This window comes from Kocuria turfanensis (assembly GCF_001580365.1).
Classification (GTDB): domain Bacteria; phylum Actinomycetota; class Actinomycetes; order Actinomycetales; family Micrococcaceae; genus Kocuria; species Kocuria turfanensis.
On the sequence record NZ_CP014480.1, the window covers coordinates 467,647 to 492,924 of the forward strand.

25 protein-coding genes are annotated in these 25,278 nt (G+C 74.9%); 12 read left to right on the forward strand and 13 right to left on the reverse strand.

The features are described 5' to 3' along the window. Positions 1-187: 187 nt before the first annotated feature. Both AYX06_RS02155 and AYX06_RS02160 read right to left on the reverse strand, forming a co-directional pair. On the reverse strand, positions 188-574 hold the full coding sequence (locus AYX06_RS02155; protein WP_062734011.1) for a hypothetical protein: 387 nt from the start codon (positions 572-574) through the stop codon (positions 188-190). A gap of 116 nt (positions 575-690) precedes the next feature. Then, positions 691-1,524, reverse strand: coding sequence for a hypothetical protein (locus tag AYX06_RS02160; protein WP_062734014.1), 834 nt, complete (start codon positions 1,522-1,524; stop codon positions 691-693). A gap of 779 nt (positions 1,525-2,303) precedes the next feature. Between AYX06_RS02160 and AYX06_RS02165 the strand changes: the two genes are divergently transcribed. The 3 genes from AYX06_RS02165 to AYX06_RS02175 all read left to right on the forward strand — a co-directional run bounded on the left by AYX06_RS02165 (position 2,304) and on the right by AYX06_RS02175 (position 4,269). Continuing rightward, a complete protein-coding gene (locus AYX06_RS02165; RefSeq protein WP_062734016.1) occupies positions 2,304-2,651 on the forward strand; it encodes a hypothetical protein in 348 nt (115 codons plus the stop codon). 238 nt (positions 2,652-2,889) lie between these two features. After that, positions 2,890-3,168, forward strand: coding sequence for a peptidase associated/transthyretin-like domain-containing protein (locus AYX06_RS02170; protein WP_062734018.1), 279 nt, complete (start codon positions 2,890-2,892; stop codon positions 3,166-3,168). A gap of 138 nt (positions 3,169-3,306) precedes the next feature. Continuing rightward, positions 3,307-4,269 (forward strand): NAD(P)/FAD-dependent oxidoreductase, encoded by a 963-nt coding sequence (locus AYX06_RS02175; RefSeq protein WP_062734021.1) that lies wholly within the window; start codon positions 3,307-3,309, stop codon positions 4,267-4,269. A 31-nt stretch (positions 4,270-4,300) separates the two neighbouring features. On the opposite strand, the gene AYX06_RS02180 is transcribed toward AYX06_RS02175, so the two are convergent. Beyond that, on the reverse strand, positions 4,301-4,726 hold the full coding sequence (locus AYX06_RS02180; RefSeq protein WP_062734023.1) for an SHOCT domain-containing protein: 426 nt from the start codon (positions 4,724-4,726) through the stop codon (positions 4,301-4,303). Positions 4,727-4,884: 158 nt separating this feature from the next. Here AYX06_RS02180 and AYX06_RS02185 point away from each other — a divergent pair, with 158 nt between their 5' ends. After that, positions 4,885-5,283 (forward strand): phage holin family protein, encoded by a 399-nt coding sequence (locus AYX06_RS02185; RefSeq protein ID WP_062734025.1) that lies wholly within the window; start codon positions 4,885-4,887, stop codon positions 5,281-5,283. 73 nt (positions 5,284-5,356) lie between these two features. Here the strand turns inward: AYX06_RS02185 and AYX06_RS02190 are convergent, their stop codons facing one another. Together AYX06_RS02190 and AYX06_RS19105 are read right to left on the reverse strand one after the other, a co-directional pair. Further along, a complete protein-coding gene (locus tag AYX06_RS02190) occupies positions 5,357-5,893 on the reverse strand; it encodes a hypothetical protein (protein WP_062734028.1) in 537 nt (178 codons plus the stop codon). Between the two features lie 72 nt (positions 5,894-5,965). Beyond that, the gene (locus tag AYX06_RS19105; protein ID WP_084271404.1) at positions 5,966-6,709 is read right to left on the reverse strand and encodes a MarR family winged helix-turn-helix transcriptional regulator; all 744 of its coding nucleotides are present in this window, start codon (positions 6,707-6,709) and stop codon (positions 5,966-5,968) included. A 73-nt stretch (positions 6,710-6,782) separates the two neighbouring features. Here AYX06_RS19105 and AYX06_RS02200 point away from each other — a divergent pair, with 73 nt between their 5' ends. Next, the gene (locus AYX06_RS02200; protein WP_084271405.1) at positions 6,783-8,816 is read left to right on the forward strand and encodes an ABC transporter ATP-binding protein; all 2,034 of its coding nucleotides are present in this window, start codon (positions 6,783-6,785) and stop codon (positions 8,814-8,816) included. On the opposite strand, the gene AYX06_RS02205 is transcribed toward AYX06_RS02200, so the two are convergent. The 3 genes from AYX06_RS02205 to AYX06_RS02215 form a co-directional block, all read right to left on the reverse strand. Then, on the reverse strand, positions 8,752-9,885 hold the full coding sequence (locus AYX06_RS02205) for a glycoside hydrolase family 26 protein (protein WP_062734030.1): 1,134 nt from the start codon (positions 9,883-9,885) through the stop codon (positions 8,752-8,754). The genes AYX06_RS02200 and AYX06_RS02205 overlap by 65 nt on opposite strands. A 207-nt stretch (positions 9,886-10,092) precedes the next feature. After that, positions 10,093-10,923, reverse strand: a complete 831-nt coding sequence (locus tag AYX06_RS02210) for a hypothetical protein (RefSeq protein ID WP_062734033.1) — start codon at positions 10,921-10,923, stop codon at positions 10,093-10,095. 465 nt (positions 10,924-11,388) lie between these two features. Continuing rightward, positions 11,389-11,880 carry a hypothetical protein gene (locus AYX06_RS02215; RefSeq protein ID WP_062734036.1) on the reverse strand — a complete coding sequence of 164 codons (492 nt, stop codon included), beginning with the start codon at positions 11,878-11,880 and terminating at the stop codon, positions 11,389-11,391. A gap of 286 nt (positions 11,881-12,166) precedes the next feature. Here AYX06_RS02215 and AYX06_RS02220 point away from each other — a divergent pair, with 286 nt between their 5' ends. Further along, positions 12,167-13,384 carry an MFS transporter gene (locus AYX06_RS02220; RefSeq protein WP_062736831.1) on the forward strand — a complete coding sequence of 406 codons (1,218 nt, stop codon included), beginning with the start codon at positions 12,167-12,169 and terminating at the stop codon, positions 13,382-13,384. A 413-nt stretch (positions 13,385-13,797) separates the two neighbouring features. Here the strand turns inward: AYX06_RS02220 and AYX06_RS02225 are convergent, their stop codons facing one another. Further along, positions 13,798-15,453 carry an MDR family MFS transporter gene (locus tag AYX06_RS02225; protein WP_062734040.1) on the reverse strand — a complete coding sequence of 552 codons (1,656 nt, stop codon included), beginning with the start codon at positions 15,451-15,453 and terminating at the stop codon, positions 13,798-13,800. After that, the gene (locus AYX06_RS20145; protein WP_084271406.1) at positions 15,450-16,190 is read right to left on the reverse strand and encodes a TetR/AcrR family transcriptional regulator; all 741 of its coding nucleotides are present in this window, start codon (positions 16,188-16,190) and stop codon (positions 15,450-15,452) included. Before AYX06_RS20145 ends, AYX06_RS02225 begins: the two co-directional genes overlap by 4 nt. Positions 16,191-16,327: 137 nt before the next feature. Between AYX06_RS20145 and AYX06_RS02235 the strand changes: the two genes are divergently transcribed. Continuing rightward, entirely contained in the window at positions 16,328-16,939 is a 612-nt protein-coding gene (locus AYX06_RS02235; RefSeq protein ID WP_062734047.1) for a deoxynucleotide monophosphate kinase family protein, read from the forward strand. Here the strand turns inward: AYX06_RS02235 and AYX06_RS02240 are convergent. After that, positions 16,914-17,768 carry an SDR family NAD(P)-dependent oxidoreductase gene (locus AYX06_RS02240; RefSeq protein ID WP_062734049.1) on the reverse strand — a complete coding sequence of 285 codons (855 nt, stop codon included), beginning with the start codon at positions 17,766-17,768 and terminating at the stop codon, positions 16,914-16,916. The genes AYX06_RS02235 and AYX06_RS02240 overlap by 26 nt on opposite strands. 106 nt (positions 17,769-17,874) lie before the next feature. Here AYX06_RS02240 and AYX06_RS02245 point away from each other — a divergent pair, with 106 nt between their 5' ends. The 4 genes from AYX06_RS02245 to AYX06_RS02260 all read left to right on the forward strand — a co-directional run bounded on the left by AYX06_RS02245 (position 17,875) and on the right by AYX06_RS02260 (position 21,757). After that, positions 17,875-18,735, forward strand: coding sequence for an aldo/keto reductase (locus tag AYX06_RS02245; protein ID WP_062734051.1), 861 nt, complete (start codon positions 17,875-17,877; stop codon positions 18,733-18,735). A gap of 60 nt (positions 18,736-18,795) precedes the next feature. Beyond that, positions 18,796-19,494 carry a type 1 glutamine amidotransferase domain-containing protein gene (locus tag AYX06_RS02250; RefSeq protein WP_062734053.1) on the forward strand — a complete coding sequence of 233 codons (699 nt, stop codon included), beginning with the start codon at positions 18,796-18,798 and terminating at the stop codon, positions 19,492-19,494. Between the two features lie 169 nt (positions 19,495-19,663). Next, on the forward strand, positions 19,664-20,872 hold the full coding sequence (locus AYX06_RS02255; RefSeq protein ID WP_186815666.1) for a glycosyltransferase: 1,209 nt from the start codon (positions 19,664-19,666) through the stop codon (positions 20,870-20,872). A 141-nt stretch (positions 20,873-21,013) separates the two neighbouring features. Then, positions 21,014-21,757 (forward strand): MBL fold metallo-hydrolase, encoded by a 744-nt coding sequence (locus AYX06_RS02260; RefSeq protein ID WP_062734055.1) that lies wholly within the window; start codon positions 21,014-21,016, stop codon positions 21,755-21,757. Between the two features lie 149 nt (positions 21,758-21,906). On the opposite strand, the gene AYX06_RS02265 is transcribed toward AYX06_RS02260, so the two are convergent. Beyond that, on the reverse strand, positions 21,907-22,788 hold the full coding sequence (locus AYX06_RS02265; RefSeq protein WP_062734058.1) for a manganese catalase family protein: 882 nt from the start codon (positions 22,786-22,788) through the stop codon (positions 21,907-21,909). Positions 22,789-22,980: 192 nt separating this feature from the next. On the opposite strand from AYX06_RS02265, the gene AYX06_RS02270 reads away from it, so the two are divergent. Then, a complete protein-coding gene (locus tag AYX06_RS02270; RefSeq protein WP_062734060.1) occupies positions 22,981-23,988 on the forward strand; it encodes a zinc-dependent alcohol dehydrogenase family protein in 1,008 nt (335 codons plus the stop codon). A 37-nt stretch (positions 23,989-24,025) separates the two neighbouring features. Here AYX06_RS02270 and AYX06_RS02275 read toward each other — a convergent pair whose 3' ends face one another. Beyond that, a complete protein-coding gene (locus AYX06_RS02275; RefSeq protein WP_062734062.1) occupies positions 24,026-25,213 on the reverse strand; it encodes a CAP domain-containing protein in 1,188 nt (395 codons plus the stop codon). Positions 25,214-25,278 lie beyond the last annotated feature (65 nt).

The following is a 25,278-nucleotide window of genomic DNA, read 5'->3' on the forward strand; positions in this document are numbered from 1 at the left end:
CAGACCCGGGGCAGGCGACGGTCCCGGCCGTCACCGGACGGTGACGGCGGGTTGCTGGCTGCGCCGAACCGGCGGCTGACACCTGACGCGGCGAGGTCGACGACCGTCAGGGCGGTGACGGCACGTGCTTCCCCGGCCCGGGCCGGGCACCTGCCCGGGCGCCCCTGACCTTTCCCCGGCGCAGCGCTCAGCCGCGGACTCCCGGGGCGGACCAGGCGACCAGCCCCGCGACCGTCCCGGTGTGCTCGATGAGCTCGAGCTCGCGCACCGGCAGCAGGGCGCCGGGGGCGTGGCCGTCGGACTCGCACCGCACCAGCACCACCATGCCCAGGGACGCCGGTTCGTAGACGGCGCACAGCACGATCTCGCCGGCGCGCAGGTTCAGTCCGGGCCGGTCGGTGCGCACCCGGTAGCGCGAGAGGGGTGTGGCCGGGGCGGTGGGCCGGATCTGCGGGTCCGTGCCGACGCCGATGCCGGGCAGCGCAGGCCGGGCCGTGCCGCGGTGCTCGGGCCCGGCGGCCCGGCGGGAGCCGGTGCGGCGGGCGGGAACGGGGGTCGGTGCGGGGGCGCTCATGGTCCTCCGGGGGGTGCTGTGCGTCACGATCTGCGGCGCACGCCGATCGTGGCACCCCAGCCTGGCCGGTGCCTCGGGCGCGGCTGAGTGTTCACCGGCATCCCGACCGTCCGTGCTCACCGGGACAGGGCGCGCTCCAGCCACACGGTCAGCCACAGCTGCAGCCGCAGCTCGTCCCAGTCCGGGACGTCGACGACCAGGGCGTGGGGTCCGTACCGGTGGACCGAGACGACGCCGTCCCGGTCGGCCAGCTCGGCGACCAGCCGCTCCACCACCTCGGGGTGCTGCTCGACGAGATCGGCGCGCAGTCCGACGTCGAAGCAGCCGACCTCGGCCACCACGTTCACCAGCGGCTCCCCGGCCGTGGCGGCCGCCGGGCTCTCACCGCGCAGTGCGGCGATCGTCCGGTGCACGTGCCCGAGCATCTCGGCCCCGCTCATCGGGTCGCGGCCGTGGGCGGACTGGTAGGCGCTGTAGAGCGGCATGGCCGGCAGGAAGACCTGGTGGCGCCCGGCCGCGAGCACGGGATAGTTCAGCAGAGGGTGGTGGGCGATGCGGTGCTCACCGGCCTGCCACCGCGCGCCGGGCACCGCGGCCGTGAGCAGTTCCCCGAGGTAGGTGACGAACCCGTCGACCAGCGCGATGGTCTCGGCCGGCGGATGCGGGTCGACGAGCTTCCCGTGACGGGCCCAGCTGGGCCAGGTGCCCCGCGTCGGGTCCTCCTCCAAGGTCTGCTCGGCGACGCCGAGCTGGTCGAAGCGGGTGTTGAGCCACTGCCACAGCGGTGCCACGGACTCCGGGGAACCGTTCAGGACCCTTTTCGGGTCCCGGCCGTGGCGGGCCAGGGCCTCGCGCAGGCGATCCAGCGCGGGGGCCCGCTCGGCGAGGTACCGGTGGAGGGCGTCGGCCGCCTCCTCCACGGTCATCCACTCGTAGAGTGACGTCGCCATGGACGGAACTGTACGCGTCCGCGCACCCGCGGGGACCGGTCCATGCGATCTCCTGGAGGGCAGCCACTCCCGGAGGCCGCCTCGGTGCCGGCGGGGACGGACGCGGTTGCACCCGCGGTGAGCGTCCTGCTGGGGCCGGCCCCGGGACGGCCGGCGGCCCACCGGCCTGCCCTGGACGCACACCGGAGAGGGGAGCAGCCCTGCGGATCCCCGTGGGACACGCCGGCGCGCACGGATCGACGACGCAGATCGCCCGGCGGATCGCCCGGGAGCTGACCGAGGACCCCGCGATCGCCTCCGCGGGCTCCTGAGCCCGCAGCGCCGAGGACGCATGAGCCCCGCGTGTCCCGGCGCTCGCCGGACCGGGCGGCTCCGTGGCGGCCCGGCCGCAGGGCGGGGCCGCCACGGGCGACGCGCGCCGCTGGAAGGGCGCTGCGTTGCGGCAGGCCCACGCCCCCCGACGTGGCCTGCCTCGTCGGGCCGCTCCGCGTGGACTCCGTCCACGGTGTGCGAGCGGCTCGCCGACACCGCCGAGACTACGCGGGCGCCCGACGCCGTGGCAGCCCCACTTCTGGGCACAGCCGCACGCACCCGGTGGACCGGTGTGCGCCGGGCAGGGTCACCGGCGTGGTCCGGTGAACACCGGGTGAAAGGTTCCACAGCCTGCTTCCTGTTCGCTGCGCGGGCTCCTATCCTGGGAGGGACAGCGTCGTCGAGCACCCCGCCCGGCGCCGGGACCTGATGGCCCCGGTGCGTTCGACGATCTGGAGGTCCACCTGATGAGTGTTGCCGATCCGGAGTTCATGCCCTCCGGCACCGAGCCCGTGCGGATCTCTCCGGGCATCGGGGTCGGAGTGTCCGTCGAGCCCACGCCGGCGGTCGACGTGTCCAGTCTGTCGCGGTGCCGGGTGCTCGCCGACCGGCCGGGACTGGGGCTGCGCGCAGGGGAGATCGTGCTGTGCGCCCCCTACGCGCCGGCCGAGCTGGGCATGGTGGTGCTGGTGCGCTGCGAGGCCGACGGGCACAGCCCCGGCGCCCTGATCTCAGCCGGTGAGGTGGAGGTCCTCGAACCCGCCCTCGAGCTCGTGGCCCCCAGCGAGTGGCACCGCCCCGGCCACCGCGCCTGACCGGCGCGGGAGTCCCGGCGGCTCCCCGGACCCCGCCGGCCCGAGGGGATCCGGTCCCGTGGCGTCCATGGCTCCGCACAGCGGAGAGCGGCATCCGGCCCAGTGCGGGCACAGCAGCGTTTCCGAGCGTGGTGGCCCGTACCCGGCCACACCGATGGAGGACCCATGGACACGCACCCCCAGCACGAGACGTCGCTCAGCCGGCCCTTATCCGGGAAACGGGTCCAACGGCACGGACGTGCTGGAGCAGAGCGGGATCGTGCGCAGCGACCTCCGCTCCAGCTTCGGGAACGCCGGCGGGACCGCGCAGGGAGTGCCCATGACGCTGGAGCTGACCGTCGCCGACCTCGCCAACCTCGCCGACGGCGGGGCCGGCCAGCTGGGGGCGGTCACCGGCAGCGCCTCCAGCGGCTACGCGGTCACCCTGACCGCGGGGGTGGACACCACCACGACCCCCACCGGTGGGGGCACGGCCGGAGCCCCGGCGGGTGCGCCGCCGGCTCCGCCGGCCGGCTGAGCCGGTGCCCGGGAACCGGCCCCTCCCGGCCCGGGGCTGTCCCGATACCGCACGGGCATGCCGGCGACCCGGGGCGGTTCCGTAGGGTGGACCCGGACGGGCGATGCCGTGCCCGTCCCGAGCCGGGAAAGAGGAACCATGACCCCAGAGCTGCCTCCTGCCGTCGACGTGCTGGTGGTCGGCGGCGGGCCTGCCGGTCTGTCGGCGGCCACCTGGTTGGGCCGCTACCGCCGTTCGACCCTGGTCGTCGACGCCGGTCAGCAGCGCAACCTGCCCGCGGACCGCGCCCACGGTCTGCTGGGCCGGGACCCGACCACCCCGCACGAGCTGCTGGCCGAGGCGCGGGCCGGCCTGGAGCAGTACCCCGAGGTGGTCCTCCACCACGGAACGGTCAGCTCCGTCCGCAAGGACGAGGCGGGACGGTTCTGCGCCGTCGTGGACGGCGTGGAGGTCTCCGCGCTGCGGGTCGTGCTGGCCACGGGGGTCCGTGACCGGCTCCCGGAACTCGACGGCATCCAGGACCACTACGGCACGGACGTGCACCACTGCCCGGCCTGCGACGGGCCCACGGCGCAGGACCAGGTGGTGATCGTGCTCGGCTCCGGCGACCAGGTCCCCGCCTACGCCGCGGAGCTGCTCGACTGGGCCGACACGGTCCGGATCGTCACCGACACCGCCGACCCGTGCTTCGGGGAGGACCAGCGGGCGGCGCTGGCCGACCACGGGGCCGAGGTCGTGGACGGGGTGGCCGAGGCGCTGGTCGGGGAGCCCGGGGCCCTGGTGGGGGTGCAGCTGGCCGGTGGCGAGCTGGTGGAGGGGGACAAGGTCTTCTTCTCCTACGCCCACCACCCCACCCACGAGCTCGCCCTCGAGCTGGGCTGCGAGCTCGACCACGAGGGCGGGATCGTCGTCAACGGCTTCCAGCTCACCAGCGTCGAGGGGGTCTACGCCGCGGGGGACATCACCGCGGGACTGCAGCTGGTGCCCATCGCACTCGGCAAGGGAACCGCCGCGGGCGTCGCCTGCGCGACCTCCCTGCGGGGACATCCCACGCACGGGGCGAGCCCGGCCCCGCCGACGCGCCGGTTCCGCTCCGGGTGACCGCCCGGACCCCGGCGGCGTCCGGCGGGGCTCAGGCCGCGGGCGCCGCGGGGCGGGCTGCGGAGTCCTCCGGGACCCGCGCTGCGGCCCGGTCGTCCCCGGGCGCCGCACGGGGGCCCAGCAGCTGCGACTTCTCGGCGGCGAACTCCTCCGGGGTGAGGACGCCGCGGTCGCGCAGGTCCGCGAGCATCGTCAGCTGCTGGGCGCTGGTGGGCGGCGCCGGCTCGACGCGGGCCCGGTCGGTCGCGGCGCGCGCCTCTTCCGCGCTGCCGGCCGAGCGCGTCATCAGGTAGATCAGCGTGCCCAGCAGGGGCAGCAGCAGAACGAGGATCGTCCACAGCACCTTGGGCCCGCCGGAGATGTCGTCGCGCCGGAAGATGTCCGCCAGGGCCACGCCCCAGAGCACCGCCAGCGGTGTCCAGATCAGCAGCAGCCACAGGAAGTCCCAGAAGCTCATCGAACCCTCCACGTCGTTCGGCGGCCCACGGCCACCGCGGGTCCGTTCCAGGTTCCGCGGACGGGGCCGGGCGCGCATCACCCCGCGCGGGTGATCCGCCCCCGCCCTCGCCGCCGCACACTGGAGGTGTCGCGACCGGACCGACCGAGGAGTGCGCCATGATCACGTCCGTTCTCATCCGCTGGGTCGTCCTGGCCGGGGCCGTGGAGCTGGCGGCCTGGATCCTCCCCGGGGTGACCCTGACCGGCGGCGTGTTCGCGCACCTGCTGGTGGCCCTGCTGATCGGACTGGTCAACGCGCTGGTGCCCCTGCTCACCGCGCGGATGCCGCAGCCGGGCTCGGTGCTGCTCCTGGGCCTGCTCACCCTGGCGGTCAACGCCGTGCTGGTGTGGGTGGTGGCCGCCGTGACCCCGTGGCTGGCGGTCTCCGGGCTGCTCGCCGCGGCGGGGGCCGTGGTGCTGATCTCCGTGTTCGCCGCCGTCCTCGCCCTGGTCGTGGACCGGCTCATGGCGTCGCGGGGGAACCGTTCCGGGCAGGATGCCCGCGCGACGACGTGAACCCGGCGCCACCGCGCCGCCGCGAGGCGACCCGGGCGGATGAGCGCCGCGGACCGGCCGCCGGTCCGGGCGGTCAGGACCGGGCCTGCGGGTCCAGCTCCACGACCAGGACGGGCAGCGGCAGCCGTGCGGCGGTGAAGGACACGATCCGGGCGTGCGGGATGCCTTTCTCGCGCACGAACCGGCAGGCCACCAGGCCGTGGTCCCGGTTCTGCCCGACCATCAGCAGCCAGTGCGTGCCCGCGGCGTCGACCGCGTGGGCCTGCCGCTCGAGGTCCTTCCCCGCCGGGTCGCGCGGCGTGCTGCGCTGGGCGAAGCGGGCGGCGTAGGCGGCCATGTCCGCCTCGGTGCGCAGCATCCCGGCGGAGACCCTGCGCAGGTCCTGGTGCTGCAGCGCCGGAGCGATGTCCTCCTCCCGGACCTCGAGGATCCGGTCCTCGGCCGCGCCGTCGGCGGCGGGACGGCCGGTGTAGGTGCGCCGGCCGATGCGGCGCACCCGCTCGTCGTCCTTGTGCAGCTCCTGGTAGCCGGCGATCAGAGCCCGGATCTCATCGTCCAGGTCTCGTCCTCCGGGCTCGTCCCGGCCTCGGGCGGAGGATGACTGCGACACGGATGCCTCCTGGGACTGCCCTCATGGGCGCTCACCGCGACGGTGGTGCTCCTGCGGCCGCAGGCGCCGCGGTCACTGGTTGTCGGCCGGGGACCCGGTCCGTGCCTGGACGTCCTCGGTCGGGACGGGTCCGCCCTCGGCCGGATCGGCGTCCAGGCGCCGGTTGTCGGCGGTGGTCGCGTCGGTCAGCGCGTCGTCGTCCACGACGTGCAGGTCCTCCTGCTGCTGCTCGGCGAAGGCCTCGCCGCGGTCCTCGGGCTGCTGGGCGGTCATGGTGACGCTCCTGTCCTCGACGGTGGTGCTCCCGATCCTAGGCGTCCCCTCCCGGTTCCGGGGCGTGCACCCGGGGTCGTCCGCTGCCAGCAGACGGAGCAGCCGCTCCAGCTCGGCCCTGTCCTCCGGGGCGAGCCGGGAGAAGTACTCGTCGGACTCCCGGCGCCGGGCCTCGCGGACCCGTCCGCGCAGGGCCGTGCCGCGCGGCGTCAGGGAGACGAGGGTGGCGCGCCGGTCGGTGCGGTCCGCGACCCGCTCCACGAGCCCCTTCTCCTGCAGCAGGTCCACGACCTCGGTGGCCGAGCGCGGGGCGATGCGCAGCGCCTCGGCCAGGTCCTTCACACGCCGTCCCGTGGCCCCGCCGCCGCACGTCCCGGTGCTCGCGGAGCCGCGGGAGCCCGCGGGCCCGGCGAGCGCGTCGAGCGCCCGGAACTGGTGCGGGGTGAGGCCGAACGGCGCCAGCTGGGACGCCCACCGGCGGCGGAGCCGGCGGAAGGCGCCGAGCAGGAGCTCGTCGAGGGAGTCCGGGTCGGAGTGGGGCATGGCCTCATCCTACCGGCCTTGCCGGTAACCTCATAGAGAGGTAACCTCCACAATATTGGCGGAGGAGGATCCCATGACCATCACCCACGGTCCCGCGCGCGGGCGCGCCACCGGTCACGGCTCCGGCCACACCGATGGCCACGGCTCCGGGGGCGGCTCCGGGGGCGCCGGGCCGCCCGGCGCGGTGCCCCTCGGCGGCGGCGCGGGCCGGGCCGCCCGGGCCGATCCCGCCGACCAGGCGCAGCTGGCCCGCCGTCCCGTGAGCCGGCGGCGCATCGCGGCCCTGTTCGCCCCGCACCGCGGGACGATCGGCGTGGTCGTCGTCCTCATCACCGCGGCCTCGGTGATCAACCTCGCCCAGCCGTTCCTGGTCCGCGGCGTCATCGACGAGGCCCTGCCCCGCGGGGACACGCGCCTGCTCCTCCTGCTGACCGCCGCGATGGTCGGAGTGGCCGCCCTGACCGCCGTGCTGGGCGTGGTCCAGACCTGGCTGGCCACCGCCATGGGCCAGCAGGTGATGCACGCCCTGCGCGTGGACCTCTTCACCCACCTCCAGGCGCAGTCGCTCAGCTTCTTCACCCGGACCCGGGGCGGGGAGGTGCAGTCGCGGCTCACGCACGACATCTCCGGCATGCAGTCAGTGGTCACCACCTCGGCCACCGGGGTGGCGTCGAACCTCACGACCACCGTGGCCACGGCCGCGGCGATGATCGCGCTGTCCCCGGCGATGAGCCTGATCTCACTGGTGGTCCTGCCGCCGGCCGTCTGGCTGGCCCGGCGCGTGGCGCTGATCCGCCGCGAGGTCACCGACGAACGCCAGCACGAGCTCGCCCTGCTGCACACCCAGGTCGAGGAGGGCCTGTCCGTCTCCGGGGTCCGGCTGGCCAAGACCCTGGGCACCACCGCGCGGGACGCGACCCGCTTCGCCGCCCGCTCCGACCGGCTCGTGCACCTGGAGCTGCGCAGCCAGCTGGCCGGCCGCTGGCGGATGGCCACCATGCAGATCGTCTTCGCGGCGATCCCGGCCGTCGTCTACCTCGCCGCCGGGTTCCCGGCCACCGGTGCCGGGATGAGCATCGGCACCCTGGTGGCCTTCACCGCCCTGCAGGGGGCGGTCTTCCGGCCCCTGATGGGCCTGCTGAACATCGGTGTGCAGTGGGTGGCCGCGCTGGCCTTCTTCAGCCGGATCTTCGAGTACCTCGACCTCGTGCCGCAGATCTCGGCGCCCGGCGCGCCCGTCCGGCTGGACCCGAGCACGGTGCGCGGCGAGGTGCGGCTCGAGGGCGTCCGCTTCGCCTACGACGACGGGGTCGAGGTGCTGCACGACGTCGACCTGGTGCTGGCCGCAGGCACCACCACCGCCGTGGTCGGAGCCACCGGTTCGGGCAAGAGCACGCTGGGCTCCCTGCTGCCGCGGCTCAACGACGTCACGCACGGGCGCGTGAGCATCGACGGCACCGACGTGCGGGACGTCGACCCGGCGGAGCTCGCGCGCGTCGTCGGGGTCGTGTCCCAGGAGACCTATCTGCTCCACGCCACGGTCCGCGAGAACCTGCTGCTGGCCGAGCCGGACGCCTCCGACGCCGACCTGTGGCGGGCCCTCGGCGCCGCACGCATCGCCGACACCGTGGCCGGGCTGCCGGACGGGCTGGACACGCTGGTCGGCGCCCGGGGCCACCGCTTCTCCGGCGGCGAGCAGCAGCGCCTGGCGATCGCCCGCACCGTGCTGCGCGATCCACCGGTGCTCGTCCTCGACGAGGCCACCAGCGCGCTGGACAACACCACGGAGGCGCAGGTCCAGGCCGCCCTGGACCGTCTGGCGGCCGGCCGGACCACCCTGACCATCGCCCACCGGCTCTCCACCGTGGAGAACGCCGACCAGGTGGTCGTGCTCGACGCCGGCCGCGTCGTCGAGCGCGGCACCCCCGCGCAGCTGCGGGCCGCGGGCGGGCCGTACGCCCGCCTCGCGGCACGGGCCGACCGGACCGAGGGCCTCCGCGCCGCGGCCCGGCCCGTGGGCCCGGCCGTGGCGGATTGGCCGGTCACGGGCAGGGGCGCTCGGCGAGCTGGTGCGACAGGGCGGCGGCGGAGGAGGCCGAGGAGCTGATCCGCCAGTCGACCTCCTTGTCGTAGTGGAACCACACCAGGCCGGTCACGTCCGGCTGGTCGGCCAGGTAGTACACCAGGTGCGCGTTCCACTCCGCCTTGGAGCCCCCGGCCTCCGCGGAGGCGGTCTCGGCGACGATGATCTCCTTGCCCGGCGCCAGCCGGCGCATCTCCGACAGGCCCCAGCCGAAGAGCTCCCAGGGCTGCTGCCAGCTCGACCAGCTCTGCGAGGTGCCCCAGTTGTAGCCGTCCAGGGCGACGGTGTCGACGTAGCCGGAGCCGGGGTAGAGCCCGTCCAGCGGGGTGGAGCCCCAGTAGGGGACGTTCGGGTTCCACACCCACTCCACGTTGTCGGCGCCGGCGGCCGTGAAGATGTCGTGGACGTGGCGGTAGGCCGCCACGTAGTCCCCGGCCCCGTTGCCGTTGACGCCCTCCGCCCACGGGTACCAGTTGCCGTTCATCTCGTGGCCGAAGCGCAGCATCACCGGCCCGCCCCAGTCCGCCAGCCGCGTGGCCCAGTCGGTGATGTAGGCGTCGTGGTCGCCGGCGGCGATCCGGTCCAGGGCGTAGGCGGGCTGGTCGAGCCCCCCGCCCCAGACCCACGGCTCCCAGGTCAGCAGCGTCGTGGCCCCGGCGGAACGGGCCTGCTCGAGCTCCCAGTAGGGGACGGGCTGCCGGAAGTCCTTGTAGCCCAGCACGATCGAGGGCTTCTCCCCGGTGAGCGAGGCGACCTCGGCCAGCTCGGCCGCGGCGGCCGGGCCGCCGGGGGTGCCCACGCCGAAGCGCAGCGGGCAGGTCCGGACCTGCGGTTCGGCGGCCGGGGCCGGCGCGGCGGTCGTCTCCGACGACGCCACGGTCGTGGTGGCGGCCAGGTCCGCCGAGGGCGACACGGGGGACTCCGCGGACGCCTCGGGGACCGGTTCGGAGACCGGCCCGGTCTGCTGGTCGGCCTTCTTCGACTGGCCGGCGACGGTGGTCGACCGGTCCTTGGCCGCCTCGGCGGCCGGGGCGAGGACCAGCGAGACGACGGACGCCACGGCGGCGGCGGAGAGCAGGACACGACGGGGCATGGGGGACTCCTGGGTTCGCGGCACGCGGGCGGGGCGCGCCGGCAACGGGGTTTGCAGAAGCATAGACCGGAACGGCGGCGACCGCTTCACAAAAGCACATGAAGACGGCCGGCTCCGCTCCCGTGGCGTCCCGGGATCCCGCCGGCGGCTGCCCGGCACCGTCTCCGGGGGGTCTCGCCCCGGTGCGAGGCCGGGCAGCGGCCGGGCTCAGGCGCGGTGCCGTCGGGCGCACCTCCGCAGGGCCGCGGCCACGGGCACCGCGGCGCCGAGGAGGAGCAGCCCGGCCTGCGGGCCCGCGAGCGGCACCGCGGCGAGGCCGGCCTGCTCCTCGGCGGCGGTCTGCATGTTCAGGCCGGGGTTCATCGCCCCGGGGCTCTCCGGCCCGGCCGCCGGAGGCGCCGGTGTCGCGGGTCCCACGGGACCGGCGGGCGTGGTGGGGGCGCCCGGAAGAGCGGGGTCCCCGGGATCCGCCGGCGCCGGTGGAGCGACCACCGGGCCACCGGTCACCGGGTCGGCGCCGCAGGCGGCACGCCGCTCCTGCGCCAGGGCCACCAGCCGCTCGGCGGTGGCCTCGTCGAGGGCGAGGGCCTTCACCAGGGTGGCGAAGGCCACCTGCCCCGCCTCGAGGGAGTGGCGGGCGGCATGGATCTCCGGGGTGTCCAGGAGGGGGTACAGGACGGCCAGGAGCTCGTCGATGCGCAAGCCGGCCTCCCGGGCGGCCTGTGCGTCCCCGGCGCGCGCCGCCGCCTCGCGCTGGGCCTCGACGGCCTCCAGCTCGGCCAGCACCGGTCCCGCGGCGGCCCGGGTGAGCGCGTCGTAGGTGGCCTGCGAGGCGGCCACGGCGGCGGTCGTCTCCTCCAGCTGGGTCACCGCGGCGGGGCCCGTCCCGGTCTCGGCCAGTGCGGCGTCGAGCCGGGCCGTGGCGACCTCGCAGGCGGCGCTCCCGGGGGCGGCGACGGCGGGGCCGGCGAGCAGGAGGACTCCCGTGAGCGCGGCGGCCGCCGAGCCGGCCGCCGCCCTTCGTGTCTGAGCAGGCATGGCGTGCATCTCCTCGTTGGTGTCTCGGGCCCGGGGTGCTCCCCGGGCCCGGCAGCCGGCAGCAGGTCGGCGCCCGCGCGCCGCCGGGGCCTCGTGGGCCGTCGGCAGCTCGGCACGTCATGCTGCTCGCCCACCGGCCGCGCGGGGCGACGAGCCGTGTCGTCGGGGCCGCGGAGAGCCGGCGGGGTGCTGTGGACACACGGTAGGGCCTGACCAGGTGCTTCACCACTGTGAACGACTGGATGACCGGTCCAGGGGGCGCGATGCCGGGCGGGGCGCGCCGGTCCGGGCGCGGCGGCGCGGGGAGTCGCCGCCGCGTCCGGCGCCGGAGGGCCGGACGCGGCGGCGCCCGGCGACGGTGTCCCCGGTGCCCCGGACGCCGAGCGCGCCGCGGCCGTCCGGGGGCGGAGCCGTCACCCGGTGAGGTCATCCGGTGAGGTCAGGGGGTGAGACCATCCGGTGAGGTCAGGGCGTGAGGTCCCGGCCCTCGTCCCGGGTGTGCTTGTCGACGACGGCCCAGAACAGGTCCTCGGGCACCGCCTCGAGGTCCGGGTGGATGGCGGCCAGCTCGTCGATGATGGCGGCGACGTCGTAGTGGCCGTGCACGTCCCCGCGGCGGGCGAGCCGGTTGGCCGCGATGAGGCCCTCGACGTAGGCCGCGTGGTCGGTGTCGGTGAACGCGCTCAGCCCGGCGTCGGCCCACAGCTGCTCGAACTCCGGCTGGCCCTCGGTCACCACGCGGGCGGGGGCGGCCTCCAGCTCGGCGGTGTCCAGGGTCGCGGGGCTCCACGCGAGGCCGGTGGCCTTGGAGAAGCGGGTGCCGTCGTCGACCGTGATGGTGCGCTCGGACTCGTCGACGACGGTGCGCCGCTCGGTGCGCAGCCCGGGCCCGCCGCGGATCACCACCGCGCGGGCGCCGACGCCGCCCGCGCCGCCGATGGCGTGCTGATCGGGCACGAGCTCCTCCTCAGGGTGAGAACGACAGGGGAACGACAGTCCGGGAACGACGGGTGGGACGGGTGGCCGGGAGCGGTGTCGGCGTTCCGTCCGGCGTGGGGTCGGTCCCGGGGCCGGCGGGTGATGGGCCGACGGTAGCAGTCCCCGCCGACGGCGAGAAGCCGCCCAGGACCGGGCCCGGTGCGCGGTCCGGGCACGGGTGGGCGATGATGGACCGGGGGCGGCCCGACCTCGCGAGCGGGGTGCGCCCGCTCCCGCCGACCTCCCCCTGCCGAAAGTCGTGACCATGCACCGTGCCGAGCCGCCCGCCGACCGAGGCCACCGGGCAGGCGCGCCGCGGGCCTGGCTGCTGATGGTCTGCATCGGCCTGCTGGCCCTGACCCTGCGCAGCCCCATCGTGGCCCTGGGACCGGTGCTCGGGGAGCTGCGCGAGGAGCTGGGGTTGTCCGCGGCCCAAGCCGGTCTGCTCACCAGCATCCCCGTGCTCTGCTTCGCGGTGGCCTCCCCGCTGGCCTCGCTGACGATCCGCCGCGTCGGGGTGGAGTTCGCCATCACCCTCACGCTGCTGGGCGTGCTGGTCGGCACGGTGGTGCGCTCGGCCGGGGACACCACGGCGACGATGGTGGGCACGGTGCTGATCGGCGTGGCGATCACGGTGGGCAACATCGCCGTGCCCCTGATCATCCGCCGGGACTTCCCGGTGCACCGGCAGGCGGCGGCCACCGGGATCTACACGGCGGCCCTGAACATCGGCTCGACGCTCGCGGCGCTGCTCACCGCCCCGGTCGCCGCGGCGACCGGATGGCGGATCGGTCTGGGGTCGTCGGCCCTTGCCGTGGTCCTGGCCCTGCTCGTCTGGCTGCCGGCCGTGGGGCGGCGGCGGGCCCTGGTGCCGGAGCCGCAGCCCCCCGCGGCGCCGCGGCCGGCCGGGCGCGCGAGCGGGCGCTGGGCCACCGCCGGCCTCGCGGCGGGGTTCTCCGGCCAGGCGTTCGCCTTCTACGGCGTCACGGCCTGGCTGCCGACGCTGCTCGTGGAGGACGTGGGGATGTCCCCGGTCGAGGCCGGGGCGGCGTCCTCCTTCTTCCACGTCTTCGCGATCGCCGGAGCGCTCGGGGTCCCGCTGGCGGCCCGCCGCGCCGGCACCGCGGCCGTGGCCGGCGCCGTGGGGGTTGCCTGGCTCTTCCTGCCGCTGGGCCTGCTGCTGGCCCCGGAGCAGTGGTGGGCCTGGACGGCCGTCGGCGGCGTGGCCCAGGGCGGCGGGATCACGGTGATCTTCGTCGCCATCATGCGCCTGGCCCACGACGGGCCCTCGGCCGGGCGCATCTCGGCGGTGGTGCAGGGCGTCGGCTACGGCTTCGGCGCCCTGGCCCCGGCCGTCCTCGGGTTCGTGCACGAGCGCACCCAGACCTGCTCCGCCTCCCTGCTGGTCGTGCTGGCGGCCACCCTCACGTACCTGGTGTGCACCACCCTGGCCGTGCGCAGCGTCGCCCGGCGGCCCCGGTAGGCACGGCCCGGGCAGGCACGGCCCCACCGGGTGCAGGCGCTGGCGGTGCGGTCCCGCCCGAAGAGCGGTGCCGGTCGGTGCCGTGCACAGCAGACGCGGTCCCGGCGGCCCCGGCCCCGCGGCGAGGGAGGGCAGCACCCGGACACGCGCTCGGCGCCGCCGGACGGATCCGGCGGCGCCGAGACGGTGCCGTGCGCGTCGGGGCTCAGCCCACGCCCAGCACCGCGCGGAAGAAGTCGAGGAACATTCCCAGGATCGCAGTGAAGTTGGGGTTGAAGAAGGCGTCGAACGAGCCGTCGATGGTGAGCATGACAGGTCCTTCCGGGGGGTCTGCAACGGTCCGGGCGGCCGCGGGAGCGGACCGCCCGCGCCCAACCTAGCGGAGCCGTTCGCGGATGCGAATGGCCTTTTGGTCAGTTCTCGGACCGTGCCCCGTGGCCGGTCGGGGACGGGGCCGCGGCGGCGCGCAGCGCCTGCTCGTGAGCCCTCGCCTCCTCCCCGCCGATGGCCTCCCCGCGGGCCACCATGCCCGCGGTGTCCGACAGGGGGATCTGCTTGAGGAACACCGCCAGGAGGAAGGCCACCAGCATGAACGGGATGAGGTACCAGAACACCGGGGCCAGGGACTCCGCGTACGCGGCGACGACGCCCTCGCGGACGGGCTCGGGCAGCTGCGCCAGCGTCTGCGGGTCCAGGGTCGAGGTGGCCCGCCCGGCCTGTTCGGCGGAGGCGCCGGCCCCGGTGAAGACCGCTGTGAGCTTCTCGGAGAGGTTGGTGGTGAAGATTGCCCCGAAGATCGCCACGCCGAGGGCCGCGCCGACCTCGCGGAAGTAGTTGTTGGTGCTCGTGGCGGTGCCGACCAGCGACGGGTCCACGGCGTTCTGCACGACCAGCACGACGACCTGCATGATCAGGCCCAGGCCGGCGCCGAGCACGAACAGGTACACGCAGATCAGCCAGACGGGTGTGGCGGCCGTCAGCGTGGTCATGGCCAGCATGGCGGACGCGGTGACGAGCGTGCCCGCCGGCGGGTAGGCCTTGTACCGGCCCGTGCGGGAGATCCTCAGCCCGGACCAGATCGAGGTGCCCATCAACCCGACCATCATGGGGACCATGAGCAGCCCCGACTCCGCGGCCGAGGTGCTGGAGGACATCTGCAGGAACGTCGGGACGAAGGCGATGGCGGCGAACATGCCCAGGCCCAGGGTGAGGCCGATGGCGGTGGCGTTGACGAACACCGGGTTGCGGAACAGGCCCAGGGGGATGATCGGGTCCTCGGCCCGGGTCTCGTTCCACACGAACAGTCCCGCGGCCACGAGCAGGCCGCCGGCCCAGGCCCAGGTGCCGCGCGCGCTCCAGCCGTGCTCGGCGTCCCCGCCGAACTCGGTGAAGAAGATCAGGCAGGTCGTGGCCGCGGACAGCAGCAGGACGCCGGTGACGTCGATCCTGCGGGTCGCGCGCTTGTGCGGCAGGGTGAGGGTGAACCAGGCGATCGCGAAGGCCGCGATCCCGATCGGGATGTTGATGTAGAAGGCCCACTGCCAGGTCAGGTGGTCCACGAAGTAGCCGCCGAGCAGCGGCCCCGCCACGGCGGAGAGCCCGAAGATGCCCCCGAGCGGGCCCATGTACTTGCCGCGCTCGGAGGCCGGCACGATGTCCGCGATGATCGCCTGGGAGAGGATCATGAGCCCGCCGCCGCCCAGTCCCTGGAGCGCGCGGAAGGTGACGAACTGCCAGAACCCGGTGGCCAGGGCGCAGCCGACGGAGGCGAGGGTGAACAGGGCGATGGCGACCAGGAACAGGTTCCGCCGGCCCAGGACGTCGCCGAACTTGCCGTAGACGGGCATCACGATGGTGGTGGCCAGCAGGTAGGCCGTGGTGATCCAGGCCTGGTGCTCCACGCCGCCCAGATCGCCGACGATGGTCGGCATGGCGGTGGAGACGATCGTCTGGTCGAGGCTGGCGAGCATCATCCCGGCGATGAGGGCGGAGAAGATGATCCAGATGCGTCGCTGGGTCAGCACCAGCAGCGGGGCGTCCTGCGCGACCGCGGGCGGGGTGGAGGTCATGGGCTTCCTTCGGTGGCCGAGGACGGATCTGCGGCGGGTGCGGTCCCGGGGGAGGAGGTGGTCGGGGGGAGGGCCGCGGAGTCCTCCGGCGCCGCCGCCGGGACGGCGGCGCGAGGGCAGAACAGGACCCCGGCCAGGCGGACGTTGCGCGCCAGCCGGTCGGCGAACTCCGCCAGGGGAGGGGACTCCTCCGGGTCCGGGCCGGCGGGACGCTCCTCGAGGAGCTCGTGCACGGTGTGCCCGGCCAGGTGCGAGACGGCGGCCGCGGCCACGCCGGGGAACGGGTCGCCGGCCGCGCAGCCCTGCCGGCGGGCGATCAGCGCCGCGAGCTGGGCGACGTGGCGGTCCATCGACTCCGTGAGCCGCTGCAGCAGCACGGGCTCCCGCCGCAGGACCTCCAGCATCAGGGCCCGGTCGTGCGGGCCCTCCAGCAGCGCGAAGGACCGGACGACGAGCTCCTGGAGCGCCTCCAGCAGGCCCGGTCCCCGCGGATCGCGGCCGCCGGCCACGAACTGCTCGCCGAAGGCCTCGAGCGGGTCCCGGGCCGGGGTGCCCAGCACGGCGTCGTCCTTGGAGGCGAAGTAGTTGAAGAACGTCCGGCGGGAGATCCCGACCTCTGCGCACAGCTGCTCCACGGTGAAGCCGCCCAGGCCGTGGGCGGCCGTGAGCCGGCGGGCGCCGGTGATCAGTGCCCGCCGGGTGCGGCGCATCCGCCGCTCCCGTGCGCCGTCGCTCATGGGACTCGCCCCGGATCCGTCGAAGATTGCACTCTCACTATCATAGTGCAATTCACGGAGGGGTGGTCTCCTGGTGCGGCGCAACCCCGGCTCCGTAGGCTGGGAGGAGTTCGCACCCGCACCGGAGGAGGCCCGCCATGGCCGCGCACCACGACGCCGGGCCGGAGCTGATCGGTCTGCACGGGCGCAAGCAGGCGGGCAAGGACAGCTGCGGGGACCGCCTGGTGACCGCCCACGGCTACTCCCGGGTGGCCTTCGCCGATCCGCTGCGGCTGTTCCTGGTCCGCCTCGACCCGCTCGTGGGGGTGCGCGCCGGCCTGCCGCTGCGGCTCTCCACGGTCCTCGCCGAGGCCGGCGGGAACTGGGACCGGCTCAAGGACGAGGCGCACGACCCCGTCCACCGGGAGATCCGCACCCTGCTGCAGAAGATCGGCAACGAGGCCGGGAAGGCCGTCTTCGGGGAGACGGTCTGGGCCGACCGCGGCCTGGAGACCGCCCGGCGGCTGGGCGGGAGGGTCGTGTTCACCGACGTGCGCTTCGACGTCGAGGCCGCCGCGATCACCCGCGCCGGCGGCCGCGTGGTGCACGTGGTGCGCCCGGGCACCGCCGGGCCGGAGGACCCGCACCCCTCCGAGGCCGGCATCGACCCGCGCTGGATCAGCGCCACCATCGTCAACGACGGGACGCTCCCGCAGCTGTGGGCGAAGGTCGACGCCCTGGTGCTCAGCGGGCCGAGGGACCCGGGCTGAGACCGACCAGCTCGGCGCTGCGCTCCCAGAGGGCGTCGGCGAGCGCGTCGTCGTGCGCTCGCGGGTTCGTGCGGGCCGGCCTCTTCTTCTCGTAGTAGCCCCCGGAGCGCCAGTCCCGCCCGGGAGTGCCCTCGGCCAGCCACACCAGGGTCTCCGCGCCGCGCTCCGGACTGATCATCAGCCGGCGGCCCAGGCGGGTGCCGTAGAGGAAGCGCAGGGGAGTGCTGGTCGACGAGGCGAAGTTGGTCGCCACGCCGCCGGGGTGGAACGCCGCCGCGGCCAGCCCCTGGGCGCCGTGGCGGCGGGCGAGACCACGGGCGAAGAGGATGTTGGCGAGCTTCGTGTCCCCGTAGGCCCGCTGCGGGGACCACCGCCGGTCGTCGCCGAGGTCCTCCGGGCGGAAGCGGCCCAGCCGGGCGGCCACGCTGGAGGTGTTCACCACCGCCGCCCCGCGCTCCAGCAGCCGGTCCATCAGGAGCTGGGTGAGCAGGAACGGCGCCAGGTGGTTGACCTGCCACGTCATCTCGTGCCCGTCCTCGGTGAGCTCCCGGCGGTCGAAGATCCCGCCCGCGTTGTTGACCAGCACGTCGATCCGCGGCACCGCCTCCTGCAGCTCCTGGGCCAGGCGGCGCACGTCGGCCAGCCGCGCGAAGTCGGCGCTGACGTGCCGGGCCCCGAGCGGACGGGCCACCGCGGCGGTCTTCTCGGCCGAGCGGCCGACGACCACCACCTCGTGCCCGTCCGCGGAGAGCCGGCGCGCGGCGGCGGCGCCGATGCCGTCGCTGGCACCGGTGATCACGATCGTGCGCGGGTGGTCCTGCTGCTCCACGGGTCCTCCTCGGAAGAAACGGCGTGGGGCCCAGGATAGCGGCGCGGCCGGGACGGACCCGCTGCGCCGGCGGAATAAGCGGCCGGGCGGGGCCGTTGCGGCACGCATGACGGAAAACACCACCACCGTGCCCGCCACCATCGACCTCCAGGACCTCGGGACGGTGCACCGTCTCGGCTTCGGCGCCATGCGCATCGTCGGCGAGGGCGTGTGGGGCGAGCCCGCCGACCGCGAGAACGCCGGGCGCGTCCTGCGCCGGGCCGTGGAGCTGGGCGTCGACTTCATCGACACCGCCGACGCCTACGGCCCCGACGTCAGCGAACGGCTCATCGCCGAGGCCCTCCACCCGTACCCCGCGGGCCTGCGGATCGCCACCAAGGTCGGCTTCGCCCGCACCGGGCCCGGGCGGTGGATCCCGCTGGGCCGCCCGGAGTACCTGCGCCAGCAGACCGAGCTGAGCCTGCGCAAGCTGCGCGTCGACGCCCTCGACCTGCTCCAGCTGCACCGGATCGATCCGCAGGTCCCGGCCGAGGAGCAGTTCGGCACCCTGCGCGAGCTCCAGCAGGAGGGCAAGGTGCGGGCGCTGGGGCTGTCCCAGGTGACGGTCGAGCAGCTCGTGGCCGCCCAGGACCACTTCACCGTCGCCACGGTGCAGAACCGCTACAACCTCGCCGACCGCTCCTCCCAGGACGTCCTGGACCACGCCGCCGGGCACGGCATCGGCTTCATCCCCTGGGCGCCGATCTCGGCCGGGGAGCCGGCCCGCCCGGGCGGGCCGGTCGCCGCGGCCGCCGAGCGGCTCGGCGCCACCACCTCCCAGATCGCGCTCGCCTGGCTGCTGCGCCGCTCCCCGGTGATGATGCCCATCCCGGGCACCGCCTCCCTCGAGCACCTCGAGGAGAACATGGGCGCCGCCGGGGTCCACCTCGACGACGCGACCTACGAGGAGCTCACCGCCGCCGGCTGACCCGCCACGGCACACCGACACCGCAACCGCACCGCAACCGCACCGGAGGAGCAACCCACCATGGCTCGTGTTCTGATGATCGTCTCGGCCGCCGACGCCCTCACCATGCGCGACGGCACCACGCACCCCACCGGCTTCTGGGCCGAGGAGCTCGTCGTCTCGCACCGGGTGCTGCGCGAGGCCGGGCACACCGTCGAGATCGCCACCCCCGGCGGGCGCCGGCCCACCGTCGACCAGGCCAGCTTCGCCCCCGAGATGGCCGGGGGTCAGGAGCAGGCCGACGCGTTCCGCGCCTACCTGGAGGAGATCGACGAGGAGCTGTCGGCGCCGCTCGTCCTGTCCGAGGTCGACCCGGCGGACTACGACGCGTTCGTGCTGCCCGGCGGGCACGGGCCCATGGCCGACCTCGTGCACGATCCCTCCCTCGGCCGGATCCTGACCTCCGCGGACCGGGCCGGACGGCTCATCGCCCCGTTCTGCCACGGTCCCGCCGGTCTGCTCAGCGCCCAGGACGACGGCACCTTCCTGTTCGCCGGCCGGCGCCTCACGGCGTTCACCAACGAGGAGGAGCTGGGCGGGGGCACGGGTGAGAACACGCCCTGGTTCCTGGAGACCGTGCTGCGCGAGAAGGGCGCCGTCGTGGAGACCGGACCCGCCTGGTCCAGCCACGTGATCCGCGACGCCAACCTGGTCACGGGACAGAATCCGCAGTCCAGCCGCGCCGTGGCCGAGGTGGTGCTGGAGGCGCTCGGGGAGTGAGACCCCGGGGTCGCCGGTGGAACGGTGCCCGGTGCGCCGGGACCGCCCCACCGGCGGCCTGTCCGATTTCCGCACGGTCGTTTGTCCCGCAGGCGGCAGGGGCGGAACAATCCGAACCGGTTCAGCAGCGAGCCCATCGACATCTCCGCGCCCCCCGGAGGACGTGCCCATGGTCTCCCCGCCCCGCCCCGACGCACCGTTGGCGGACGCCCACTACGTCCTGCCGCTGAAGTGGACCGACGACGAGGACCTGCCCGATCTCGCCGCCTACCTCGCCGAGGTCGTCCGGTGGCTGCCCGTCACCGTCGTCGACGGGTCCGCGGGAGAGGTCTTCGAGGCCCACCGGCGCGCCCTGCCCGGCGCCGTGCGCCTCCTGCGCCCGGAACCGTGGCCGGGGGCCAACGGCAAGGTCGCCGGCGTGATGACCGGTGTGCGGCACGCGGCCGAGGAGCGCCTCGTCCTGGCCGACGACGACGTGCGCTACACCCGCGGCGCGCTGGCCGCCGTGGTCGGGCTGCTGGCGGACGCGGAGCTCGTCCGGCCGCAGAACTACTTCCTCGACCTCCCGTGGCACGCCCGCTGGGACACCGGACGCACCCTGCTCAACCGGGCCCTGGGCGGCGACTACCCCGGAACGCTGGGCGTGCGGCGCTCCGCCCTGCTCGGCGCCGGGGGCTACGACGGCGACGTCCTGTTCGAGAACCTGGAGCTCATCCGCACCGTCACGGCCGCGGGCGGGCGGGAGGTCCGGGCGCTGGACGTGCTCGTGGGCCGGGTGCCGCCCCGTGCCGCGCACTTCGCCGGTCAACGGGTGCGGCAGGCCTACGACGACTTCGCGCAGCCGGGACGGCTCGTCCTCGAGCTGTCGTGGCTGCCCGTGCTGCTCTGGTCCGCCCGCCGCCCGCGGCGCCTGGCCGGGCTGGGCGCGCTGGTCTGCGCGGTGGCCGAGGTCGGCCGGCGGCGCGCCGGGGGCCGGCGGGTCTATCCGGCGAGCACCGTGCTGTGGGCCCCGGCGTGGGTGCTCGAGCGCTCGGTGTGCGTGTGGGCGGCCCTGGGCGCCCGGTGCCGCGGCGGCGTGCCCTACGCCGGCTCGCGGCTGCGCACCGCGGGGCACTCCCGGGCGACCCTGCGCCGGCGGCTGCGGGACCGGTCGGCCTCAGGCGCGGGCGCGCTCGGCGAGCGCCAGGTCCCGGGCGGCCAGCACGGCGTCGCGGAAGGCCGGGAACGTCCGCCGGAGGGGACGGCCCCCGCCCGCCGGGACGAAGGTCAGGGACCACTTCTGCCGGCGGAAGCGGTGGAACGGGACGGCGACGATCTCCACGGTGGGCAGGACGTCGGAACGCTGACGGAGCACAGCAGGTCCTCTCGGGGGGAGTGACGGACGCTCCCGGCCGGGCCGGGGGGATCCTCGGGCCGGGGCCTTGCCGTGCTCATTCTACCGCGCAGGCCTGCCCGGGCACCCTCCCGGCCGCCGCGAGCGGGGCGGTATGCTCAGCACACTGATCGAGTGAGGAGACCCATGTTCACCCCGCACGTGGCCGACGGCATCCACCGCATCACCCATGCCCATGTCAACTGCTATCTCGTCGAGGACGACGACGGCGTCACCCTCGTGGACGCCGGACTGCCCAGCATGTGGCCCATGCTCCTGGCCGCCCTGGAGGACCGGGGGCGGCGTCCCGACCAGGTGCGCGCGCTGGTGCTGACGCACGCGCACTTCGACCACGTCGGCTTCGCCCGCCGCGCGCAGGAGGAGTGGGGGGTGCCGGTGCTCGGCCACCCCGCCGACGCGCGGCTGGCGGCCCACCCGTACCGGTACCGCCCGGAGCGCAACCGGTTCCTCTATCCCTTCGGCCACCCGCGGTCGCTGCCGCTGCTGGGCCGCATGGCCGCGGCCGGGGCGCTGGCCGTCAAGGGCGTGCGGGACCTCAGCCCCCTGGAGACCGGGACGGCGCTGCCGGTGCCGGGCCGGCCCGTCGTGGTGCACACCCCCGGCCACACGGACGGGCACTGCATCCTCGACCTGCCCGACCGCGGCGCCGTGCTCAGCGGGGACGCGCTCGTGACCCTGGACCCCTACACCGGCCGGCGGGGCCCGCAGATCGTCGCGGCGGCCGCCACCGCGGACACGACCGTGGCCCTGGACTCCCTCGACGCCGTGGCCGCCACCGGGGCCGGCACGGTGCTGCCCGGCCACGGGGACCGCTGGACGCAGGGCGCGGAGGCCGCGGCCCGGCACGCCCGTGCCGCCGGCGCCCACTGACCGGGTCCGGCCCGGCCCCGGAGGTCTGCGGGGCCGGCGCGGAGCGCACGCGGACACGGCCGGGGGCCCGGGACGGAGGAGCCGTCCCGGGCCCCCGGCCGTGTCCGCGTGCGCTCCGCGCCGGCCCCGCAGACCTCCGGGGCCGGGACCTACTCCCTGTTGAGCTTGTCCTGGAGGGCGCCGGCGGCCTTCTCCACCCGGTTGGGCACCTCGGTGGTGCCGTAGAACCGGGCGTCGGGGTGGGTGGGGGGCGGCATCGGCACCCCGGCCATGGGCTGGTCCTTGTACCCGAACTCGCCGTTGCCGTCCGGGGTGGGCCCGGAGGCCCAGGAGCCCTGCGCGGCGGTCGCCCCGTCGGAGAAGTTGTAGTAGTCGTAGGAGAACTCGGTGGCCTCCTTGGCCTGCGGGAAGTTCGAGGGCACCGGCATCTGCTCCAGCCCGTCGGCCTGCAGCTCCTTGACCGCGGCCATCCACTGGTTCTGGTGCATGGTGTCGCGGGCCAGCAGGAAGGAGAGCATGTCGCGGATGCCCTTGTCGTCGGTCATGTGGTAGAGCCGGGCCACCTGGAGCCGGCCCTGCATCTCGGCGTTGACGTTGGAGGACATGTCCGCCAGCAGGTTCCCGGAGGCGGTGACGTAGGACCCGGACCAGGGATTTCCCATCGAGTCCACCGGCCGCGCTCCGGCCCCGGCGACGATGGCGTGCTGCAGATCGGTGCCGCCGATCACCGCCGCGACCGCCGGGTCGCCCTGGACCGCCTCCTCGGTGATGCCCAGCGGGGCCTTCTCCAGCAGCTGGGCGACCATGGTGGCGAGCATCTCGATGTGGCCGAACTCCTCGGCGGCCGTGCCGAAGAGCAGGTCCCGGTACTTGCCCGGGATGTGGGCGTTCCAGGCCTGGAAGCTGTACTGCATGGCCACGGTGATCTCGCCGTACTGGCCGCCGATCACCTCCTGCAGCTTGCGCGCATAGACCGCGTCCGGCGCCTCGGGAGTGGCGTTGTACTGGAGTTTCTGCTGATGAAAGAACACGATGTGGCCTCCGTCGGAGATTGCAGTGGCCCGGTGGTGGGGGAGCGCTGGTCCGCTCCGCCGCACCCCGGTGAGGCCACCCTAATCCGCCTCCTCCGAGATGTGAAGCGTGCTGATAAAGTGGGCGCGTCCGCACGGACCACCCGGTCCGCCCCTTCCCACCACCCCTTCCGACGATCTGGAGGACAGCCCGTGAAGCAGCTCAGCATCGACGCACCCGGAGGCCTCGACCGGCTCCGCCTCGTGGACGCCACGGATCCCGGCGCCCCCGGTCCGGGCGAGATCCGCGTGCGGGTGCAGGCCAGCTCCCTGAACTACCACGACTACCTCGTCGTCTCCGGCGGCACGCGCACGGCGGACGGCCGGATCCCCATGGCCGACGGGGCCGGCGTCGTGGAGTCCGTGGGGGAGGGGGTCGAGGAGTTCGCGGCCGGGGACACCGTGGTCTCCTGCTTCTTCCCCCTGTGGCAGGACGGTCCGCCGGTGGACGCGGACTTCTCCCGCGTGCCCGGGGACGGGCTCGACGGCTACGGCCGGGAGGTCGTGGTGCGCCCGGCGACGTGGTTCACGCGCGCCCCGGCCGGCTGGTCGACGGCGGAGGCTGCGACCATCACCACGGCCGGGGTGACCGCGTGGCGGGCGCTCGTGGTGAACGGTGGGCTGCGCGCCGGCGACGTCGTGCTGGCCCTGGGCACCGGAGGGGTCTCCGTCTACGCGGTGCAGCTGGCCAAGGCCATGGGCGCCTCCGTGGTGGCGACCTCGTCCTCCGCGGAGAAGCTCGAGCGCGTCCGCGAGCTCGGGGCGGACCACGTCCTCAACTACCGGGAGGACCCCCGGTGGGGGCGCACCGTCCTGGAGCTCACCGGCGGGCGCGGGGCCGACCACGTCGTGGAGGTCGGCGGTCCGGGCACCCTGCCGCAGTCCCTGCGGGCCGTGCGCATCGGCGGGCACATCTCCCTGATCGGCGTGCTCACCGGGCCCGGCGGTGAGGTGCCCACGGCGCTGCTGATGGCCAAGCAGGCCCGCCTGCAGGGCCTGATCGTCGGCAGCCGCCGCGACCAGGCCGACTTCGTGCGCGCGCTGGAGAGCACCGGGATCCGTCCGGTGATCGACCGCAGGCACGGTCTGGCCGAGGCGGCGGAGGCCTTCCGGGAGATGGAGGCGGCCCGCCACTTCGGCAAGATCGTGCTCGAGCACTGAGCGCCCGTGCCGGGGGCCGGGGCCCCCGGCACGGGGCTCACCACCCGGTGACGGTGATCTGACCGGTCGTCGAGGACCAGATGACCTTGTACCGGTTGGAGAAGCGCTGGTAGACGGTGGTGCCGGAGCGGATCTCGTCGGTGACGGGGTAGCCGTAGCCGCGCTCGAAGCCCGCGGCCTTCCAGGCCCGGCCGATCGCGCCCGTCTCCTTGACCGCCCGGGCCCCGTAGGCGCGGGTCCACAGCACCTTGGTCAGCGCGCCGTCCCGGGAGTACACCTGGTAGGAGGAGCCGTCGGGAAGCCGGCGCTCCTCCGTGCTGGGATAGCCGTAGCCGTTCTCCCGCCCGGCGGCCACGAACTTCTGGCCGATGGTCGTGGCGTTCTCGAGCCGGTGCGCTCCGGTGGCCGGGCTCCAGTACAGGGTGCTCTTGCGGCCGTTGAGGGAGAACTCCTGGTAGGCGCCGCCGGAGCGCAGACCGCCGATCTCGGGGGTGATGGGCGTCCCCAGCACGGAGGCCCCGCCCAGGGCGTGGTACTTCGCGCCGATGGCGCCGGCCACGCCGTAGCCGGACGGGCTCGGGAGCGGCGTGGTCGGCTGGGCGGTCTCGTTGCTGTAGGCGGGGGTGCCGCCCACCCGGGTGGTGGCGTCCGCGGGAGCGCCCCCGTTGGCGTAGCCGTAGAGGTTGACCGTGGACAGCACCTGCCAGGGCTGGCCGGTGTTCTCCAGCCTGCCGTCCGCGTAGCTGAGGCCGATGCCGATCACCTCGTGGCGGGGGTCCTTGAGCGCCTTGTCGTGGGCCGCCGAGGACTTCCACCACGCCACCAGCGCCCGCACGTCACGGTGGTACTCGAGGGCGATCACCTCGTTCGCGTTGGTGTACGGCCCGACCCGGGGGTCGGTGAGGAAGCTGGTGCTGTGGGAGAACCGCTCCTCGACCACCTGCCGGTCGGACTCCTTCTGCACCACCTGGGAGAGCGTGGCCGAGTACTTCAGCGACCGCAGCCCGAGGGACTCCCGGTACCGGTTGATCTCGTCGAGGATGATCTGGGCGTCGTTCTGGCGCGTGAGCGCGTCGACCTGCACGAGGTCCTGCGCGGCCGCCTGCGCCGCCGGGGCGGTGAGCAGGGAGGTGCCGGCGAGGGTGGTGGCGCCGATCCCGGCGGAGAGGGCCAGGGCGGCCATGCGGCCGTGACGGCGCGCGGGGGCGCAGCGGTGTTTCGCCATGGGTGCTTCTGCTTCCTGGTCTGTCTGCACGTGCGGAAAGAGGTGGGGGTTCCGCACGGCGGGGG